The organism is Actinomyces marseillensis, assembly GCF_900155605.1.
GTDB classification, from domain to species: Bacteria; Actinomycetota; Actinomycetes; order Actinomycetales; family Actinomycetaceae; genus Pauljensenia; species Pauljensenia marseillensis.
The window spans coordinates 1,813,738-1,834,213 of record NZ_LT707420.1 but is presented as its reverse complement, the minus strand read 5'-3'; the positions used below and the strand labels follow the sequence as shown (position 1 = coordinate 1,834,213).

The 20,476-nt window shown below is 55.7% G+C and carries 10 protein-coding genes and 2 rRNA genes; 9 read left to right on the top strand and 3 right to left on the bottom strand.

All coding sequences use genetic code 11. From position 1 onward, the window contains the following. Nucleotides 1–367: 367 nt before the first annotated feature. Nucleotides 368–2,530, top strand: a complete 2,163-nt coding sequence (locus BQ8011_RS08085; RefSeq protein WP_234952156.1) for a VaFE repeat-containing surface-anchored protein — start codon at nucleotides 368–370, stop codon at nucleotides 2,528–2,530. A gap of 99 nt (nucleotides 2,531–2,629) precedes the next feature. On the opposite strand, the gene BQ8011_RS08080 is transcribed toward BQ8011_RS08085, so the two are convergent. Together BQ8011_RS08080 and BQ8011_RS08075 are read right to left on the bottom strand one after the other, a co-directional pair. Continuing rightward, the gene (locus tag BQ8011_RS08080) at nucleotides 2,630–2,878 is read right to left on the bottom strand and encodes a WhiB family transcriptional regulator (protein WP_034501725.1); all 249 of its coding nucleotides are present in this window, start codon (nucleotides 2,876–2,878) and stop codon (nucleotides 2,630–2,632) included. A 145-nt stretch (nucleotides 2,879–3,023) separates the two neighbouring features. Further along, nucleotides 3,024–5,339: an FtsK/SpoIIIE domain-containing protein gene (locus tag BQ8011_RS08075; protein ID WP_231945302.1), complete on the bottom strand. Its 2,316-nt coding sequence runs from the start codon at nucleotides 5,337–5,339 to the stop codon at nucleotides 3,024–3,026. A gap of 890 nt (nucleotides 5,340–6,229) precedes the next feature. Here BQ8011_RS08075 and BQ8011_RS08870 point away from each other — a divergent pair. Next, the gene (locus tag BQ8011_RS08870) at nucleotides 6,230–6,385 is read left to right on the top strand and encodes a hypothetical protein (RefSeq protein ID WP_157884994.1); all 156 of its coding nucleotides are present in this window, start codon (nucleotides 6,230–6,232) and stop codon (nucleotides 6,383–6,385) included. Nucleotides 6,386–6,411: 26 nt separating this feature from the next. Continuing rightward, on the top strand, nucleotides 6,412–8,703 hold the full coding sequence (ligA, locus tag BQ8011_RS08070; RefSeq protein ID WP_407639766.1) for an NAD-dependent DNA ligase LigA: 2,292 nt from the start codon (nucleotides 6,412–6,414) through the stop codon (nucleotides 8,701–8,703). Nucleotides 8,704–8,722: 19 nt separating this feature from the next. Here the strand turns inward: ligA and BQ8011_RS08065 are convergent, their stop codons facing one another. Next, nucleotides 8,723–9,985, bottom strand: a complete 1,263-nt coding sequence (locus tag BQ8011_RS08065) for a phospholipase D-like domain-containing protein (RefSeq protein ID WP_072456192.1) — start codon at nucleotides 9,983–9,985, stop codon at nucleotides 8,723–8,725. A 76-nt stretch (nucleotides 9,986–10,061) separates the two neighbouring features. Here BQ8011_RS08065 and gatC point away from each other — a divergent pair, with 76 nt between their 5' ends. From gatC to BQ8011_RS08035, 6 genes are all read left to right on the top strand, one after another. Further along, nucleotides 10,062–10,358, top strand: a complete 297-nt coding sequence (gene gatC / locus BQ8011_RS08060) for an Asp-tRNA(Asn)/Glu-tRNA(Gln) amidotransferase subunit GatC (RefSeq protein ID WP_034501718.1) — start codon at nucleotides 10,062–10,064, stop codon at nucleotides 10,356–10,358. Then, nucleotides 10,358–11,863 carry an Asp-tRNA(Asn)/Glu-tRNA(Gln) amidotransferase subunit GatA gene (gene gatA / locus BQ8011_RS08055; protein ID WP_072456190.1) on the top strand — a complete coding sequence of 502 codons (1,506 nt, stop codon included), beginning with the start codon at nucleotides 10,358–10,360 and terminating at the stop codon, nucleotides 11,861–11,863. The genes gatC and gatA overlap by 1 nt, the downstream gene beginning before the upstream one ends. Next, nucleotides 11,863–13,359, top strand: coding sequence for an Asp-tRNA(Asn)/Glu-tRNA(Gln) amidotransferase subunit GatB (gatB, locus tag BQ8011_RS08050; RefSeq protein WP_072456188.1), 1,497 nt, complete (start codon nucleotides 11,863–11,865; stop codon nucleotides 13,357–13,359). Before gatA ends, gatB begins: the two co-directional genes overlap by 1 nt. Nucleotides 13,360–13,584: 225 nt before the next feature. Continuing rightward, nucleotides 13,585–15,012, top strand: coding sequence for an NAD-dependent malic enzyme (locus BQ8011_RS08045; RefSeq protein WP_072456186.1), 1,428 nt, complete (start codon nucleotides 13,585–13,587; stop codon nucleotides 15,010–15,012). Between the two features lie 439 nt (nucleotides 15,013–15,451). Continuing rightward, nucleotides 15,452–16,989: ribosomal RNA gene (locus BQ8011_RS08040) — 16S ribosomal RNA — on the top strand. 356 nt (nucleotides 16,990–17,345) lie between these two features. Beyond that, nucleotides 17,346–20,465, top strand: a 23S ribosomal RNA gene (locus tag BQ8011_RS08035). Together the 16S and 23S rRNA genes form the textbook arrangement of a ribosomal RNA operon. Nucleotides 20,466–20,476 lie beyond the last annotated feature (11 nt).

Sequence of the window (20,476 nt, the reverse complement as noted above, 5' to 3'; positions counted from 1 at the left end):
AGCGGCTGCCGCCGCAATCGGTGAAACTCAGGTGCCCGCGCTGCCCCAGCGCGGGCACCTTCCCGTTCGTCCTGCCCTCTTTCGAGGGCACTTCCCGTTCCAAGCACTGACTGTTGTCTGAGCACAAAAGTTATCCACAGCGTCGAGGGAATCGCGAGTTATCCACAGAATAGGCGCCCTCAAACCCTTCTTCTCGTTCCCGCTCTTACTCTCGCTTCAAGCGGAGAAGAATTCTCCGGAAACTGTGAAAGGAAGAACCATGATCGGGAGGCAAGGATATACGCCTGCTGCAAGAAGGTTGGGGCTTGGAAAAATGACGCGGCTCCTCGTCTATATGGTGGGGGTCACAACGGTGAGTGCACTCGCAATGAGCCCGCAACCAGCACATGTGCTATTCGAGGGCAACGGTCTCTACGTCAAAGGCGTCGGAGCGCAATCAGTCGGCGGATTTTGGCTGGGGGCGTACACGGCGCCTCACAACGTTGAAACTCGCTACCCCGTCTGGTGCACGCACATGTGGCGAGCAAATCCGAAACCTCAAGACACCGCCTCAATCAGCGACCTCGGAGAATCAAAACGCTGGGGGCCAGACGAAATTGACCTCTCCACTGCACAAATGGCGTGGCTCCTTGATCGCTATCAAGGAGACCGCCACCCAGACAACCGTGCAGCACTTTCCTTCCTCATCCACGCAAATTTTGAGGGTGATCAAGCGGGGAAGAACACTCAGGATTCAGTCAACACACTGGTCGATCGTGTTCGCGAGCAACTCCCTCAGGTCTACGAGAAGGCAAAAGACTACGTGCGTCAGGCACAAAAGGCAGCTGTGACGACCTATGAGAACGGAAGCGTCGAGTCACGCACGCCTCGCAATGGTTTGCTCAAAGACCTGGGTGTGAAGAATGAGAAAGGGGAGTGGATCCCGGGCCTCAAACTGAAATTGATGCTCATTGGGCCTGCGCGCTTCACATCGACGGGAACATCGCAATGGGAAGGGACCACAAAAGAGACCGGAGTGAGCCTGGAGTGGGAAGCAACAGGAAACGGAAGCGTGAAATGGGAAGGGACATACGTCAACCCCGTTCGAACGACGCTCACGCGCTACGGTGTTCGCGCCGCAACGCAAGACACGGCCTCGTACGGGAATAGGCCCGAGGGTGACAAGGAAGAAAAGCGTCTTAAGGGGGGAGAGTGGAAAGTCCTCATGGATTTTCAACCGATGCTCCGCTCGAAGGTCGAAGAATCGAGTATTACCGGTCACCATCTTGCTGACACGATCACTGCTTTTGCAGACCCGAACTATGGGGACGGAAGTTGGCTTCATGACGAGCACGGGCCTATTCCCGTAACTTTTGATGGAATCGCCTATGACTTAGGAGAAGAGCCTCCGCCGTCGCCAGTTGATGGACGTTTGATCCCGCAAGACGCTCCGGTTATCGGGTATGCTTCAGCGGTTTTCGCTGGGGAAGGAACACAAACTGTAACAATCGATGTTCCTGAATCGGTGCATAAGCCCGGTTTCGTTTCTTGGGTGTGGAAAGTGCGAAAGGATCATCAAGGTCAGTACGCTCCGTTGATCCATTCAGACTGGTCGGACCAGCTTGCCTTATCAACGGAAACCAGCGTTACTCCATGGAAAGTTCAGATCTACTCTGCAGCTCAGGTCAAAGAAACCCGTGGGGGAACGTATCTCATCGATGACCTGTGGGTGAGCGGTTTTCCGCAGTCTCATCCAGGTTGGGCGGGGCGAGAGCCTTTCGGGGCGGATGCACCACGAATGCGCCACCGTCTTCTCTTCTTCCCTCAAGGACTTGAGGTCGCAGAAGAGAATCGCGATAGAGCAGAGGAAATCGGAAGCGTTGAGATTCCAGCGCGAAACGGCTACTTCCCTTCGCTAGGCGACCTCGCCTTCCGCGTGCAGCCAGAGCGAGTGGGAACCTACGTGTTTACTACCGAGTTTGATGGGGACAGTAGGGTAGCGGCGTATCGCTCTCCGGTTGATGACCCGAATGAACAGTACACGCGCAAGGAAGGCCGGCCGATTGCGATCTCGACGCATGCGCGCGACGGCGCGGATTCAGACCAGATCGTTGCGGGCAGCGGCCCAGTGAGCATCGTCGATAGCGTGTGCTACGAAGGCGTCGAGGCCGGGCGTGAATACGCCCTCAACGCAACCCTTGTTGATCGTCAGAGCGGAGTGCCCTTGTCAGACGAACACGGACTGGTCAGCGCGCGCACGGAGTTTCGTGCTGACTCCTCAAAGGGGTGCGCTGAGGTTGTCTTCCATACGCAGGGAGAACAGCTTCGAGGAAAACAACTTGTTGTCTTTGAAGATTTCTATCAAGGAAATGAAAGAGTCGCTTTTCATCGAGATATCAATTCGCGCGATCAAAGCGTGAAGGGGGAAGAACCGAAGAAACCTCGTGTGGCACGAACCGGGGTAGTCAGTAACTCGCTTGCGGCGATGGGTCTCCTCTTAGCTGGAATGGGGCTGGCCGTGCGCCGGGTATCGCGACGCTGCGACTCGTAGGGGCAGGGAATTCTTCTTCAATAAGCGCCCGCAAGGCAATACAAATGGGTGGTGGCGAAAACTTGAGTTTTCGCCACCACCCATTGATGTAGGCAAAGATCAGGACATGCGACGTGCGCGAGCCGCGCGGCGCTTGAGGGAGCGACGCTCTTCTTCACTCATTCCGCCCCACACTCCGGAATCCTGATTGTTCTCTAGGGCCCACTGCAGGCAGATCGCTTGAACTTCACACTCGCGACACACTGCCTTGGCTTCGGCCGCCTGTGCGATGGCTGGTCCCGTATTCCCAATAGGGAAGAAGAGCTCTGGGTCAACGCTGAGGCACGCGGCTTTACTCCGCCAATCCATTATGGGTACTCCTTTAAGAGCGTAAGCGCGGGCATTGAATGCCCGCGCCGAACAAAAACAACAGTCTTTAGTTTCGGGGATTCAAAGTTGTATATCAAGAGTTACGAGACGATTAAATGGCAGAATGGATGTGCAAGGGATCACTCTATTTAAAACTCAGGACGAAACGCCTAGTGGCGCCACGATGAATAATTACCCCCGAATAAGAATTCCAAGAATGCGCATATAAAGAACTGGGAAAATCCTGGCAGCTTTGGGCGATGAAGCGCAGTGCATCGCCGGAAGGATTTGGGAAGAACAATAAATCGTGAGGCGTGCTCAGTGCCTTTAACCAGCATGTTTGCTCAAAGTAATCAATAGAGCAACTTGGATTTATTTCCCTCAGAACGCTTGCGAGAATAGAATTCTCCTCTCCGATTAATATGCATTTGCGCTCTGAAAATAGAAATCGTTTTAAGAGCGATCCATAACGAATTTCAATGCCCGAAATATGCATGTCAACGTCGATTTTTGTGCGAGATGCAAGCGCCGTTTTCTCAGTCAACGGTGTCTTAGGGAAACTATGAATATATGGAGAGTCATGCCCTCTCCTCGTCATCATGCTTGAGTCTGGCCTTAGAGGTGTGCCTATCGTAGTCGCTCCGGAAATTTCGAGGCTGCGATGCAGCATCGTCTCCCATGAACGTAGATCCATCACTAATTTGGGGCGAGAGTGCTCCACAGGCAGAGCCATCATTGTCTCTTGGACAGAATTCCACAGATGCCCTGGTTGATTTGTTAGTTGAGCCTGCCCGATAAGCCCAGAATTGGAAGCAATGTCGCGAGAAGGAATGTCGTACCAATTGTGTTCGAAAGAACCGTAGCGCGAGCGATGGGCAAAAGTCCCTGAACCCTCGCTTGCTACCAAAATGACCTCAGTTCCATCGCAAGTGCGCGTGAATTGCCCCCACATCTGATGAGCACGTAAAACTCCGAAGCACTCTTCCATCGAGTGAAGAACGTTGTCGATGTTCTCAATCCATAGAACGCAAGGGGAGTAGTCCGTGATTGCTTCGCAGAAAACGCCGCAATCAAGGACATTTCGGATGAGGAATGGATAAGACTTGCTTCCCGGTCCGCTTGGTTGCGTTCCAGCGCTTTCCGCTTCCAAGGACATTGCATATACGGGCAATCCAAGCGCATCACTGAGTGCAAAGGCGCATGAACGTGCAATGCGTCCAAGCTTGAGGCGAGAACTTCCCACGCCACTGAGCAAAATATTTCCGTGTTTCCACACAAGTGGACTATGCGTGCCCGTATCGATTCCATCTCGCAGCCCAAGAACGACACCTTCACACCCAGCTATATTCATGTCCTTCAACTGAGCAGAGGGAATGTGTGAGGGAAGCGAGGGGCACCACAGGGGAGTGCGCTGCCTCGTCAAATTCCCGCACTCATCCGCGAAGCTGCGATCCCTGATTTCCCCAATGACGTCCTCAACATCGTGGCAGTACGCAAATTGCACTTCGTGGCCGGATCCAATGAATGCGCGTCCGGGAATTCGTGGAATACGTGCTGCAGCACCACTACCGATAATGTCCAGTGATTCGGCCTCGGTAATGGTTCGTAAAGCGATTCGCAGCTCGGTGTTGGCACGCATTGTCGTATTGACTGCGCCACTGGGGTGCTGGGTTGCATAAAGGAGATGGAGTCCCAAGGAACGACCTTGGGAAGCAAGGCGAGAGAATATCTCCAGAGTCGTGGGATGAAGGTCTGCAAGTACACGAAACTCATCGACAACGATCAGGATCCGGGGAGGAGGAAGCGGCGCTTTGCCCTGTCGATAGTGCTCGTACCACTGCTGGAGATCTTTGACCTGTACTTGGGCGAAATCAGCCTCCCGCTGAGCCAAACAAGAAGCTAAACCACGTAGCGCGCGAGCGGAGTGCCCGGGATCAAGATCAGTGAGGACCGCCTCGGTGTGAGGGAGGCGGGCTAAGGGTGCAAGAGCCGAACCTCCTTTATAGTCAACCAAAACAAGACGGAGGCGAGCCGGTGAGTAGCGAGCGCATAAACCAAGAAGCCACGTGCGAAGTGCTTCTGATTTTCCGCTTCCCGTTGTCCCTGCAATAAGCGCGTGTGGCCCTTCACTCACCAGATCGATGCTGACTTCTCCGGCGGAGTCCTGACCAATAGGAGTTCTCAGCGAGTAATCCGCATCAATTCCATTCCAGGAGAGCTCTGTGAAATCGCAGTCGTTGGGAATGCTCGCGCACGAGCGGGCATGTGTGATCATCTGCCACCATGCCAGTGAAACCGGTGTTTGGTCTGCTGGTATTACGGCTTCGCACCAGGTGGGGAGCTGCGCGTAGCTGTATGCCCACGCGAGGTGAATTTCTTCCTTGACGCGCTTAGTTTCCGCGTCATGCGCTTGCCCCTGTGGTTTCCATTCATCTCCGAGGCCGTGGAGAAAAATGTGCACCGAGTCGGCTCCCGCTGTGCCAAGAATGAGGGGTGGAGAGCCAGCGAAGTGAAGATGAGCACCTCCTGCTTGCGTTGCGATTTGCGACGCAAACCAAAAGGCCATGAGCTGGGATTGCGAGCCGAGTGCTGCGTAATAGTGGTGCGATAAGGGCTCTTCTGTAAACGGATGTAGCCTGCCTGTTGCGGATTGAGAAGGAGTGGCCTCGGGGGCATCTGAAGGCTCAAGAAGCCAGGGTTTTCCACGTCCAACTAAAGAGGGATAAAGAGCGAATGGTCGAGAAGATCTGGCCGCGGATACGCGAAGGACTAAAGCCACGGCTGCGGCGTCGAGGCGTTTCACTTGAGAGCCTTGGTGAAAATGCCGAAGCCCAAAGGAGAACAGAATAACGGCCAGAGGAAGCGCAGCAAGAATGAGAAAACTCCCGTTTCCCGCTCCCATCGCGCTTATACGCAGTCCCATGAACACGGCGATCGGAAGAAACCCGATGAAAGACCCCGCCGGAAGAACGAAGCCTCTTCGCTGCGCAGCACGAGGGAAAGAGAGGAGGCTCGGGCGAGCGCGATACGCGTAGAAGTCTCTCGAGCGTGGAAATTTCACTCTAACTTTCAGCGCTGGACCGACGCGATAGGTGTGGGTGGGGCAGGCGCGTCTCCAGATTCCTAATCGCCGTGTTTTCACTGAAATCTGGCTCGATTCATCGCGAGGTATGAGCCGTATCCTTTGGCCGCGTGAGGAATCGCTGAGAGTTTCGCACTCGGCTGGGAATTGAGGAGGTGTATTTCCTGGCAGGGCAACGATGCCTTGGTGGGGACCGCGAATGCATGCAAGATGCCATGGGGCACGCAACGCAGCTTCTGGAAGAGAGGCAAGCTGTTCAGAATCAAATTGTGAACCAGACACTCTCGCTCAACTCTCTTTCCCAGGACCCTTCTGCTTCTCATCGCAGCATCTCAGGTGATCTGCGTGTTGTCGCAAATTGCCCTTGTTCTGTGGAAAACGCCGATACCGCGTCCGATCTGTGGAAAGTGGGCGCGCGCATTTGAAACGGGGAAATGACACAATGGCGTCTATGAGCGAAGAGGAACGTCAGGTCTTAGATCACTACCGTCAACTCATTGCAGCCGTCGAAGATGCTCGAGCCGCATATTACGATCACGATGCGCCGGTGCTCTCGGATGCGGACTATGACCAGCTCTACCGTCAGCTCGAAGAATTTGAAGCGAAATATCCGCAGTACCGCTCCTCTGACTCTCCGACGACGCGTGTGGGAGGAGCAGCCTCCGATGCTTTTGCCCCCGTTCGTCACCTCCAGCAGATGACGAGTTTGGACGATGTTTTCTCCCTTGAAGAACTTGCCGCGTGGGAATTGCGCATGGCGAATGACACGGGCAGAGATGACTTGGACATGCTCACCGAGGTCAAGATCGACGGTCTTGCAGTGAATCTGCTCTACGAAAATGGTGTGCTGGTGCGCGCTGCGACTCGTGGAGACGGATGGGTTGGTGAAGATGTCACCGCGAACGTTCTGACGATTTCTTCTATCCCGCATCGCCTCAGTGGCCTCGTTCCCTCGCGCGTGGAGATTCGCGGGGAGGTCTATTTCCCGACAAAGGATTTTGAAGCCTTCAACGCGGAACGCGTGCGCGCTGGCGAGCCTCCCTTCGTCAATGCTCGCAACGCTGCTGCCGGGTCCTTGCGTCAGAAAGACCCACGAAAGACGGCTGAACGCCCTCTTGCCATGCTTGCCCACGGGATCGGAGCTGTCGAGGTTGGAGATACTTCTTTCGAGGCGCCCGAGACTCTTTCAGGATGGTTCTCCTGTCTGAAGGAATGGGGAATGCCTGTTTCCCCTTACACCAAACTTCTGCGCGGACGCACCGCGATCGAGCAGCGAATCGCTGAGCTAGGAGCGCAGCGTCATTCTCTTGAACACGAAATCGATGGCGTCGTCGTCAAAATTAACGATCGCGCTATTCAGGCCTCCCTGGGCACAACCTCGCGTACTCCTCGCTGGGCCGCAGCCTATAAATTCCCTCCCGAAGAAGTCAACACGCGCCTCCTTGATATCCGAGTCCAAGTCGGACGCACCGGACGCGTCACCCCCTACGGCGTCATGGAGCGAATTCTTGTTGCCGGATCACACGTTTCTCGGGCGACCTTGCACAATGCAAGCGAAGTCGAACGCAAGGGCGTTCTCATTGGTGACCTTGTCGTCTTGCGTAAAGCCGGCGATGTTATCCCTGAGATCGTCGCTCCGGTTGTTGCTGCACGTGATGGGAGTGAGTATCCCTTCGTGATGCCTGAGGTGTGTCCTTCGTGTGGGACTTCGCTCGCTCCGCAAAAAGAAGGCGATGTGGACTTGCGTTGTCCCAACCAAGCGGGCTGTCCAGCACAAATTACCGAGAGAATTGCACACTTGGGTGCGCGTTCGGCCTTGGATATAGAAGGGCTGGGCGACGAGGCCGCGCTTGCCCTCACCCAGCCGGAAAACAACCGCGACGAGGTGGCTGCTGCGCTCGCGGGTGGTGACATGGTGCTCCTTGAAGACGGAACGCAATTGCGTCTTGCAGGAGTAGAACGCCTTACTCATGCAGAGCTCATCGCTGACGCTGAGGCCCTTCTTCCCGCCCCTCAAACCCCGGTTCTTTCTTCTGAGAGCCAGGTGTTCAATCTTGACGCAGAACAACTTCGTGACGTCATGGTCTGGAAACCTGTCACTTCGGAAGGTGAATCGACAGGGGAGTGGATGCAAGTGCGCTACTTTTGGACAAAAGCAGTGGGGCGAAAAGCATCTGTTCCGTCAAAGAATACGATGATGATGCTCGATCAAATTGAGCAGGCAAAACAGCGTCCCTTAGCGCGAATCCTGGTCGCTCTGTCAATTCGTCACGTTGGTCCCACAGCTGCTGCGGCACTTGCTGCCACCTTCCCCTCAATGGACTTGCTCGCCAAGGCCTCGGTAGAAGAACTTGCCGAAGTTGAGGGTGTTGGCGCTGTTATCGCTCAGTCGCTCGTTGACTGGCTGGCGGTTCCTTGGCACCAAGATATTGTCCGCGCATGGGCGCAGGCGGGTGTGCGCATGGAAGATGAGAAACGCGATGACGTTGAGCAGGTTCTCGAGGGGCTGACCATTGTCGTTTCCGGTTCAATGCCCGGATACACGCGAGAAGGTGCAAAGGAAGCAATTGTCGCCCGCGGAGGTAGGGCCTCGGGATCAGTATCCAAAAAGACGTCGCTGGTGATTGCAGGACCCGGATCGGGTTCCAAGGTTGCCAAAGCTGAGTCCCTGGGGGTTCCAGTGGTTGATGAAAGCTATTTCGAACGGGTTCTGAGCGACGGTCTTGCCGCGCTCGACGACTAGACGCCGCAGGGAGAAACTCTCAGACGAGGAATTCAAAAGGATGCAGGAGACGCTCCAGCACTTTGGTGAGCAGTGAGCGTTCCTCCCATTCCTCAAAAGAGAGACGACGTGCATTCGTCAGATCAAGTTCGAAGATCTTGTCCATTGTCTGCGCGAACTTATTCGAGCGGAATTGAACATTGACCTCGTAGTTTCCCTGGAGAGACAAGCGGTCAATATTTGCCGTTCCAACGGTTGACCATGCTCCATCGATCGTCATGGTCTTCGAATGGATCATGGCGTCCTCGTAGAGCCAGATTTCAACGCCTTCTTTAAGAAGCGGACCGTGGTAGGGGCGAGCAACCCAGTCGGCAAGAATGTGGTTAGAGTACTCGGGAATCAGAATCTGGACGCGAACCCCGCGCCGCGCAGCGTGAACCAAGGCCTCGAAAATCTCACGATCGGGGATGAAATAGGCGCTGGTAATACGGATTGACGAACGCGCGCGATCGATTGCGTCAATGTAGAGGCCGCGGACGGGGTAAAGCAGACGAGAAGGCTGATTGAAAGCGAGGGAGACCTCGGAATCCCAACGCGGAGCCCGGGTGCGCGCAATCGAAGGCTGGCCGTGCCGCTTGAAGTGGTTCCAGAAATCAATGAAGCCGTATTTGAGCTCTGATACGGCGTCTCCCGTGACGCGTACATGAGTGTCACGCCATTCCAGAGCGAAGGGATCGCCAATGTTGTAACCGCCGACGAAAGCGACCTTGTCGTCAACTACGAGGATCTTTCGGTGATCGCGTCCGGTTTTGCGCAGGTTCATCGTGAACATTCCCGAACGGATTTCGGGGAAACGACGAATATATAGATGCGGTGTCTTGGGGAAAACGTAGAAGAAGGGATCTTGATTGAGAACGGCGAAACCGTCGTAAACGATATGGACATCGACACCACGTTTCGCGGCGCTGAGCAAAGCCGATTTGAAGCGTTTTCCCCACGCATCCGCACGCCAGATATACGATTCAAAGAAAATGTAGTCTTTCGCCGAGGTAATCGCCTCGAGCATGTCCTCGTACAGGGACGTTCCCTCCGTGTACGCGCGAACCTCAGTGCCCTCAACCTGGGTGTCAAGAGGAGGGAAAGTGGGGAAACCACCCGCGACGTGCGGGACGCGTTCTTTGCGGAGCTTGTCGACGATATGAACTCCGACAAGCGCTGCCGCCTGCGCTCCGAGCACAGTTAAGCCAGCGATCTTGAGTGCCCTGATGGTTTGCGACGAAAAAGACGGACGGCGATGAGACATAGTTTAAGGGTACTCAAAACTACGCCGAGCTGGGCACAGTATGAGAGGCGCGGCCCATACGGGTATCATCCTTTTTATGGCAAGGATCAGTACTGACGAGGTCGCCCGCGTCGCGGGCTTGGCTCGAATCGCACTTACACCCGAAGAAATCACCAGAATCGCTGGTGAACTTGATGTTATTACCGAGGCAGTTGCAAAGGTTTCCGAGGTCGCTACCCCGGACGTGCCCGCGACTTCCCACCCCATTCCGTTGTCGAACGTATGGCGGGAAGATGAAGTTGGTCCGACGTTGGACCGCGATGAGGTCCTGGCGCAGGCCCCCGCACAGCAGGACGGAATGTTCTTGGTTCCGCAGATTTTGGAGGAGGACTGATGAATCCTTTGCTGAAGAAATCAGCATGCGAGCTTGCTGAGCTGCTGCGAAGCGGAGAGATCACCTCGGTTGAACTCACTCAAGCATGCCTCGACCGTATTGATGCGATCGATTCCAAGGTCCACGCTTTTCTCTACGTTGATCGTGAAGGCGCACTTGCGACTGCAGCCGAGGTCGATGCTCGTCGAGCAGCGGGTGAAGAGCTCCCGCGCCTGGCCGGCGTTCCGATTGCCGTTAAGGACAATATGGTGACCCGAGGCCTGCCGACGACCTGTGCATCGAAGATCCTTGAAGGTTGGTTGCCTCCCTACGACGCAACCGTTGTGGAGCGTCTGCACCAGGCAGGGATGCCCATTGTCGGTAAGACGAACATGGATGAGTTCGCGATGGGTTCCTCGACCGAACACTCTGCTTTCGGTCGCACGGGTAACCCTTGGGATTTGGACCGCATCCCGGGTGGCTCGGGCGGCGGTTCTGCGGCAGCAGTTGGCGCTTACATGGTGCCTCTCGCCCTTGGCTCTGACACCGGTGGTTCTATTCGCCAGCCCGGAGCGGTCACGGGAACCGTTGGCGCCAAACCCACGTACGGCGCAGTGTCACGTTACGGATTGATCGCCATGGCCTCGTCGCTGGACCAGATTGGTCCCGTGACCCGCACTGTGGCCGACGCGGCCGCACTGACCGAGGTCATCGGTGGCTTCGATCCCCACGATTCCACTTCGCTCAACGAGCCGGTCCCCGCACTGAGCGCGGGAGTGGAGTCCGTCGCGCGCGCAGGAAAGATCGAGGGACTTCGCGTTGGTGTCGTCCGTGAGCTTTCCGGCGAGGGCTACCAAGAAGACGTGAGCGCGGCGTTCAACGCAACTGTTGAGAAGCTGCGCGATGCAGGTGCTGAAATTGTCGAGGTCTCCTGCCCGAGTTTTGAATATGCGCTTGCCGCCTACTACTTGATCATGCCTGCTGAGGTTTCCTCGAACCTCGCACGTTTTGACGGAATGCGTTATGGCATCCGCGTTGAGCCCAGCGAGGGCCCCGTCACTGCTGAACGCGTGATGGCAGCGACCCGCGAGGCCGGTTTCGGCGACGAAGTGAAGCGCCGCATTATTTTGGGTACTCATGTTTTGTCCGCGGGCTTCTTCGACGCCTACTACGGAAATGCGCAGAAGGTTCGAACCCTCATCCAGCGCGACTTTGCTCGTGTCTTCGATGAGGTCGATGTTTTGGTATCTCCCACCTGCCCCACGACGGCCTTCCGTTTCGGGGAAAAGATGGATGATCCCATGGCGATGTACCTCAACGACATTGCGACGATTCCGGCGAATCTTGCAGGAATCCCCGCAATGAACGTTCCCAATGCGGTGAGCTCTGAGGGGCTTCCCGTCGGATTCCAGATTCTCGCCCCGGCTCACCACGACCTGAAGATGTACGAGGTCGCAAGCTTGGTTGAGCAGCTTAGTGGCGATATTGCGGGCAACTGCCCGGCAGCGCAGTGGGAGGAAAAGTGATGAGTGAACTGATGGACTACCAGGAAGCAACAGCTTCCTTCGATCCGGTTCTCGGAATCGAAGTACACGTCGAATTGGGTACCGCCACAAAGATGTTCGATTCTGCTCCCAATGCCTTTGGCGGGGACCCGAACACCTACGTGACGCCTGTGTCCTTGGGACTGCCCGGCTCCCTGCCCGTGGTTAATCACAAGGCAGTGGAGTACGCCATCAAGATTGGTCTGGCACTGAACTGCTCGATCGCGAAGAGCTGCCGCTTTGCGCGCAAGAACTACTTCTACCCGGACCTCACGAAGGCTTTCCAGACCTCACAATCCGATGAGCCCATCGCTTATGACGGTTATGTTGACGTCGAGCTGGAAGATGGAACCATGTTCCGCGTTCAGATTGAGCGCGCACACATGGAAGAGGATGCCGGCAAGAACACCCACATCGGTGGCGCTGACGGACGAATTCAGGGCGCAGACCACTCGCTGGTTGACTACAACCGTGCGGGCGTTCCCTTGGTTGAGATCGTAACGCGCCCCATCGAAGGCGCAGGCGAGCGGGCTCCCGAGGTTGCTGCCGCTTACGTCCAGGCTCTGCGTGATATCTTCCGTACTTTGGGAGTGTCTGAGGCGCGTATGGAGCGCGGAAATGTGCGAGCAGACATCAACGTTTCACTGCGCCCCACTCCGACTTCTCCTTTGGGAACTCGCACCGAAACCAAGAACGTCAACTCCTTCAGGGGGATTGCAAACGCGGTTCGCTATGAGATCCAGCGTCAGGCTCAGATCCTGAGCGAGGGCGGAAGTATTCTGCAGGAAACCCGTCACTTCCACGAAGAGGACGGTTCTACTTCTTCGGGTCGTGAGAAGTCCGATGCAGAAGATTACCGTTACTTCCCTGAGCCGGACCTTGTCCCGGTCGTTCCCTCTGAGGAATGGGTGGAATCCCTGCGTGCAAGCCTTCCCGAGCTTCCCGTTGCTAAGAGGCGCCGCTTGCGTGAGCAGTGGGGCTTTGCCGATAAGGAAATGCGCGACGTGATCAACGCCGGCGCACTTGAACTCATCGAGGCGACGGTTGTGGCGGGAACCGATCCTAATGCTGCTCGAAAGTGGTGGATGGGCGAATTGGCGCGCTACGCCAAGGACAATCAGCTTCCTCTGGAGGAACTGCCTGTTACTCCCGCTCAGATCGCCCAGCTTCAATCCCTGGTTGATGGTGGTCGCCTGACGGATAAGCTGGCTCGCCAAGTCCTCGAAGGAGTTCTTGCCGGCGAAGGTGATCCCGAGCAGGTGGTCGCTGCGCGTGGCCTCGAGGTCGTCTCCGACGAAGGCGCGCTCACCGCGGCAGTCCAGGAAGCTCTGGATGCAAACCCTGATGTCGTCGAGAAGATTAAGGGCGGCAAGGTGCAAGCCGCCGGCGCTTTGGTCGGTGCCGTCATGAAGGCCACTCGCGGTCAAGCCGATGCTGCGCGCGTTCGCGAGCTCATTATGGAAATGGTTGGCGCCTGAGCTCGTTTTGAGTTCACGCCAGGGGCCCGGTCCTGAAGGACCGGGCCCCTGGCGTATGTAAGGACGCTGGGGGAGTGGTGGACTATTCCTGTGCGTCAAATGCCTTGTTGTAACGTCAATTTTGCGTAATGTGGGACAATACTGCACCCCTGCAGTTACGCGGCTACGATGAGGTCAGAGCCCGGTGGGCTCGCCCCGTAAAATTCGGAAATGCAAAGGTGACCAATGCGTACTTCTCCGTCATACACCGCGTCCTACCGCCTTGAGATCGATGAGTCGACTCTCTCGATCGCGCAGATTGTGGATGCTGTATCTTCTACTGGCGCACAGATCAAGGGCCTTGACGTCGCCGATTCTGATCGTGGACATATCGTCATTGACCTCACCTGCGACATGCGTGATTCTGACCATCGTCGTGAGGTACGCCAGATTCTGGATGGTCTTGAAGGCGTGCATACCTCCTCTGTTGCAGACCAGACCTTCATGGCTCACGTCGGCGGCAAGATTGAAGTTCATCCTAAGGTTCCGCTTCGTAACCGCGACGATCTCTCCCGCGCATACACTCCGGGTGTTGCCCGCGTGTGCACCGCAATCCATGACATGCCCGAGAAGGCTCACCTGCTGACGATGAAGGCCAACTCGGTTGCGGTTGTTTCTGATGGCACTGCTGTTTTGGGCCTGGGCGACATTGGTCCCGAGGCCGCTCTTCCCGTTATGGAAGGCAAGGCTGTTCTCTTCAAGCAGTTCGGTGACGTTGATGCGTGGCCGGTTGTCCTGGATACGAAGGACACTGAAGAGATCATCTCTATCGTGAAGGCGATTGCCCCCGCATACGGCGGCATTAACCTTGAAGACATTTCCGCACCTCGCTGCTTCGAAATCGAAGAGCGACTTCGTGCCGAACTTGATATTCCCGTCTTCCACGATGACCAGCACGGCACCGCAATCGTGGTTCTGGCCGCGCTGATCAATGCCCTCAAGCTGGTGAACAAGAAGATTGAGGATGTTCGCATCGTTGTTTCCGGTGTGGGTGCTGCGGGTTCCGCGATCATCAAGCTTCTGTTGGCACAGGGTGCGCGCGACATCGTTGGCTATGGTCGTACGGGTGCGCTGGCAGGAGACGACGTCGAGGGCATGCACCCCTCGCGTGCATGGCTGGCTCAAAACACCAACCCGCGCATGGTTCACGGTTCCCTCAAGGAAGGTATTGCTGATGCTGACGTCTTCATCGGCGTCTCTCACGGCAATATTTTGGAACCTTCGGACATTGCAAAGATGGCTCCCGGTGCAATTGTTTTCGCCCTTGCGAACCCGACTCCCGAGGTTGATCCCATCGCTGCCGCAGAGTACGCAGCAATTGTGGCAACCGGCCGTAGCGACTACCCGAACCAGATCAACAATGTTCTGGCCTTCCCGGGTTTGTTCCGCGGTCTGCTGGATGCGAAGGTCAAGGAAATCACGACCGAGGTGCTGCGCGTTGCTGCAAACGCAATTGCCGACGTGATCTCTGAAGATGAACTCTCTCCGAACTACATCATTCCAGGTGTCTTTAATGAGGCAGTTCCCGGTGCCGTGTCGAAGGCTGTTCGCCACGCGGTCCATGATCTGCCGACGATTAATATCCCGGTTCAAGAAGACATGGATCTTCACTGATTCGAGCGTGCCTAGCGTCGTTCTTTTGCGGGACCTGCTTCCTTGTGAGGCAGGTCCCGCTTTAGTTGATTTACGCGAATAAATTGGTGCTATTCTGCGGAAAAGTCACTCCTCTTCTCCATTCAGATTGTCGAGGCCGCACAGATTTTGCTGCTTTGTGTGCTGGTTCACGTGGTTTTGGTTTGACGTGGGGGGTGGTGGGTGTGTAGATTTTTCTCTTGTCGCCGCGGCCTTGGTGCTGTGGTGGTGGCCTTCTTTCTTGGCTTTTCCTGCTGGTTTTGGTGGGTTTGGTTGGGAGATGTGGGGGTGTTGTTTGTGAACTCGATAGTGTGTTTGTTTTTTGTTTTTATGCCTGTTTTTTGTTTTTGAGTATTTTTTTGGTTGGGATTGCTTGCCATGTTTTGTGGTGGGTTTTCCGGGCTTATTGTTTTTACAGTTTTGTTCGGAGAGTTTGATCCTGGCTCAGGACGAACGCTGGCGGCGTGCTTAACACATGCAAGTCGAACGCTGAAGGCTCAGCTTGCTGGGCTGGATGAGTGGCGAACGGGTGAGTAACACGTGAGTAACCTGCCCTCTTCTTTGGGATAACGGTCGGAAACGGCTGCTAATACCGGGTATTCACTGTCCTTCGCATGGGGGGTGGTGGAAAGGTTTTTTCTGGTGGGGGATGGGCTCGCGGCCTATCAGCTTGTTGGTGGGGTGATGGCTTACCAAGGCTTTGACGGGTAACCGGCCTGAGAGGGTGACCGGTCACATTGGGACTGAGATACGGCCCAGACTCCTACGGGAGGCAGCAGTGGGGAATATTGCACAATGGGCGAAAGCCTGATGCAGCGACGCCGCGTGAGGGATGGAGGCCTTCGGGTTGTAAACCTCTTTCGCTCATGGTCAAGCCGCAACTCAAGGTTGTGGTGAGGGTAGTGGGTAAAGAAGCACCGGCTAACTACGTGCCAGCAGCCGCGGTAATACGTAGGGTGCGAGCGTTGTCCGGAATTATTGGGCGTAAAGGGCTTGTAGGCGGTTTGTCGCGTCTGCCGTGAAATCCTCTGGCTTAACTGGGGGCGTGCGGTGGGTACGGGCAGACTTGAGTGCGGTAGGGGAGACTGGAACTCCTGGTGTAGCGGTGGAATGCGCAGATATCAGGAAGAACACCGGTGGCGAAGGCGGGTCTCTGGGCCGTTACTGACGCTGAGGAGCGAAAGCGTGGGGAGCGAACAGGATTAGATACCCTGGTAGTCCACGCTGTAAACGTTGGGCACTAGGTGTGGGGGCCACCCGTGGTTTCTGCGCCGTAGCTAACGCTTTAAGTGCCCCGCCTGGGGAGTACGGCCGCAAGGCTAAAACTCAAAGGAATTGACGGGGGCCCGCACAAGCGGCGGAGCATGCGGATTAATTCGATGCAACGCGAAGAACCTTACCAAGGCTTGACATGCACGGCGGCACTGCAGAGATGTGGTGGCATTTAGTTGGTCGTGTGCAGGTGGTGCATGGTTGTCGTCAGCTCGTGTCGTGAGATGTTGGGTTAAGTCCCGCAACGAGCGCAACCCTTGCCCTATGTTGCCAGCACGTTATGGTGGGGACTCGTGGGGGACTGCCGGGGTTAACTCGGAGGAAGGTGGGGATGACGTCAAATCATCATGCCCCTTATGTCTTGGGCTTCACGCATGCTACAATGGCTGGTACAGAGGGTTGCGATACTGTGAGGTGGAGCGAATCCCTTAAAGCCGGTCTCAGTTCGGATTGGGGTCTGCAACTCGACCCCATGAAGGTGGAGTCGCTAGTAATCGCAGATCAGCAACGCTGCGGTGAATACGTTCTCGGGCCTTGTACACACCGCCCGTCACGTCACGAAAGTTGGTAACACCCGAAGCCCATGGCCTAACCGTTTGGGGGGAGTGGTCGAAGGTGGGATTGGCGATTGGGACGAAGTCGTAACAAGGTAGCCGTACCGGAAGGTGCGGCTGGATCACCTCCTTTCTAGGGAGCCCATTTGGGGGATGCATACGGCCTGGGGTTTTTTCGGGTTGTGTGTGTTTCTTGTGCCTGCATTAGGACGCTGCCCCTTTTGGGTGGTGGGTGTGGGTGCGTTTTTGGGTTGGGCATAAATTGTTGTGCAAGAGGCAAGCATGCTGTCGGGTTCACGTTCAACACCTGTTGGGCGAGTAGCCCACGACTGTTGGCACCGGGTTTTTTGGTGTTGGTGGTTGTGTGGTGTGTTGTTTGTGATCTGTATAGTGGTTGATGAGCATCTTTATTGCAATTGAAACCTGTTCTCTAAAATTTTTTTTGTTTTAGGGTTTTGTTTCTTTTATTGTTTTTTGTGTCTGTGGTTTTGTTTAGTTTTTGTGGGCATTCGGTGGATGCCTTGGCACTCAGAGCTGATGAAGGACGTGGCGGTCTGCGATATGCCTTAGGGAGTTGACGAGCGAGCGTTGATCTAAGGATTTCCGAATGGGGGAACCTAGCTGGTGTTATGGCCAGTTACCATCACTTGAATGAAATAGGGTGGTGGGGGGAACGCGGGGAAGTGAAACATCTCAGTACCCGTAGGAGAAGATATTCCGTGAGTAGTGGCGAGCGAAAGCGGAGGAGGCTAAACCTTGTGCGTGTGATAGGCGGCGGCCGTTGCGCATGGGGTGTTGTGGGGCATGATCGTTCGCCTTCTGCCGGGGGTGGGCATGGTGTGTTGTTGGTGGTTGAACCTCTTGGGATGGGGGACCGTAGTGCGTGATAGTCGCGTAGGCCAGCCGGTGACATGTTGTGTGGGTTGTGTTCCCGAGTAGTGCGGGACTCGTGAAATCTCGTGTGAATCTGCCAGGACCACCTGGTAAGCCTAAATACTACTGAGTGACCGATAGTGCATAGTACCGTGAGGGAATGGTGAAAAGTACCCCGGGAGGGGAGTGAAATAGTACCTGAAACCGGATGCTTTTAAGCCGTCAGAGCCTTGTGGGGTGATGGCGTGCCTTTTGAAGAATGAGCCTGCGAGTCAGTGGCATGTGGCGTGCTTAACCCGTGTGGGGTATGCGTAGCGAAAGCGAGTCTGAAATATGGCGTTTGTCGCGTGTTCTGGACCCGAAGCGGGGTGATCTACCCATGGCCAGGTTGAAGCAAGGGTAAGACTTTGTGGAGGACCGAACCCACCAGGGTTGAAAACCTGGGGGATGAGCTGTGGGTAGGGGTGAAAGGCCAATCAAACTCCGTGATAGCTGGTTCTCCCCGAAATGCATTTAGGTGCAGCGTTGTGTGGTTCCTGTTGGAGGTAGAGCTACTGGATGGCCGATGGGCCCTGTGGGTTACTGACGTCAGCCAAACTCCGAATGCCAATAGGGTTGAGCATGGCAGTGAGACTGCGGGGGATAAGCTTCGTAGTCGAGAGGGAAACAGCCCAGATCATCAGCTAAGGCCCCTAAGTGTGCGCTAAGTGGGAAAGGATGTGGAGTCGCGGTGACAACCAGGAGGTTGGCTTAGAAGCAGCCATCCTTGAAAGAGTGCGTAATAGCTCACTGGTCAAGTGATTTCGCGCCGACAATGTAGCGGGGCTTAAGCGTACCGCCGAAGCTGTGGCAGCAACACATATAGCTGGCGTCATTGAATGATTGTTGGTGTGTTGTTGGGTAGGGGAGCGTCCTGCATGAGGTGAAGCCTGGGGGGAACCTCTGGTGGATTGTGTGGGAGTGAGAATGCAGGCATGAGTAGCGAATCTGCGGTGAGAATCCGCAGCGCCGATTGACTAAGGGTTCCAGGGCTAGGTTTATCCGCCCTGGGTTAGTCGGGTCCTAAGGCGAGGCCGACAGGCGTAGTCGATGGATAACCAGTTGATATTCTGGTACCGCCTAGCAACCGTCCAATACTGAGATCATCATGCTAACCAATTTTGCCGGCCAATACTCGTATCCTTCGGGGTGTGGGTGGAGGTTGGTCTTGGGACCCGGTGGTGGAGGTAAGCGTATTAACAGGGGTGACGCAGAAAGGTAGCTGCAGTGCGCCGGTGGTTTGGCGTATTTAAGGTTGTGGCCCGTCTTCTAGGTAAATCCGGGAGACACTGTGGGTGAGAACTGATGAGGGACGCACGTGTGTGTGGACTTGTGGTGATCCTATGCTGCCGAGAAAAGCCTCGACGCGAGGGGGCAAGGCGCCCGTACCCTAAACCGACTCAGGTGGTCAGGTAGAGTATACCGAGGCGTTCGAGTGAATCATGGTCAAGGAACTCGGCAAAATTCCTCCGTAACTTCGGGAGAAGGAGGACCCCTTAGCTTCCCAGCGCCGCGCGTGCTGGTGGGGCCGGGGGGTCGCAGAGAATAGGGAGAAGCGACTGTTTATCAAAAACACAGGTGCGTGCGAAGCCGTAAGGCGATGTATACGCACTGACGCCTGCCCGGTGCTGGAAGGTTAAGAGGAACCGTCAACGCCCCTTGGGGTGTGAAGCGGTGAATTTAAGCCCCAGTAAACGGCGGTGGTAACTATAACCATCCTAAGGTAGCGAAATTCCTTGTCGGGTAAGTTCCGACCTGCACGAATGGCGTAACGACTTCTCCGCTGTCTCGACCGTGAACTCGGCGAAATTGCAGTACGAGTAAAGATGCTCGTTTCGCGCAGAAGGACGGAAAGACCCCGGGACCTTTACTATAGCTTGGTATTGGTGTTCGCTTGTGCTTGTGTAGGATAGGTGGGAGACTGTGAAGCTGCGGCGCCAGCCGTGGTGGAGTCGTCGTTGAAATACCATTCTGGTTCAAGCGGTCACCTCAACCTTGGCCCGTGATCCGGGTTGGGGACAGTGCCTGGTGGGTAGTTTAACTGGGGCGGTTGCCTCCTAAAATGTAACGGAGGCGCTCAAAGGTTCCCTCAGCCTGGTTGGTAATCAGGTGGCGAGTGCAAGTGTACAAGGGAGCTTGACTGTGAGACCGACGGGTCGAGCAGGTGCGAAAGCAGGAACTAGTGATCCGGCCATGGCACGTGGGTGCGTGGTCGCTCAACGGATAAAAGGTACCCCGGGGATAACAGGCTGATCTTGCCCAAGAGTCCATATCGACGGCATGGTTTGGCACCTCGATGTCGGCTCGTCGCATCCTGGGGCTGGAGTTGGTCCCAAGGGTTGGGCTGTTCGCCCATTAAAGCGGTACGCGAGCTGGGTTCAGAACGTCGTGAGACAGTTCGGTCCCTATCCTCTGTGCGCGTAGGAAACTTGAAAAGGGCCGTCCCTAGTACGAGAGGACCGGGATGGACGAACCTCTGGTGTGCCAGTTGTACCGCCAGGTGCATGGCTGGTTGGCTACGTTCGGGAAAGATAACCGCTGAAAGCATCTAAGCGGGAAACTTGCTTTGAGATGAGGTTTCCACACCCCCCTGTGGGTGGAAGGCCCCCGGCAGACTACCGGGTTGATAGGCCAGAGGTGGAAGCACCGCGAGGTGCTCGTGAGCCGACTGGTACTAATGGGCCGACACTAAACACAAACACTTCAAC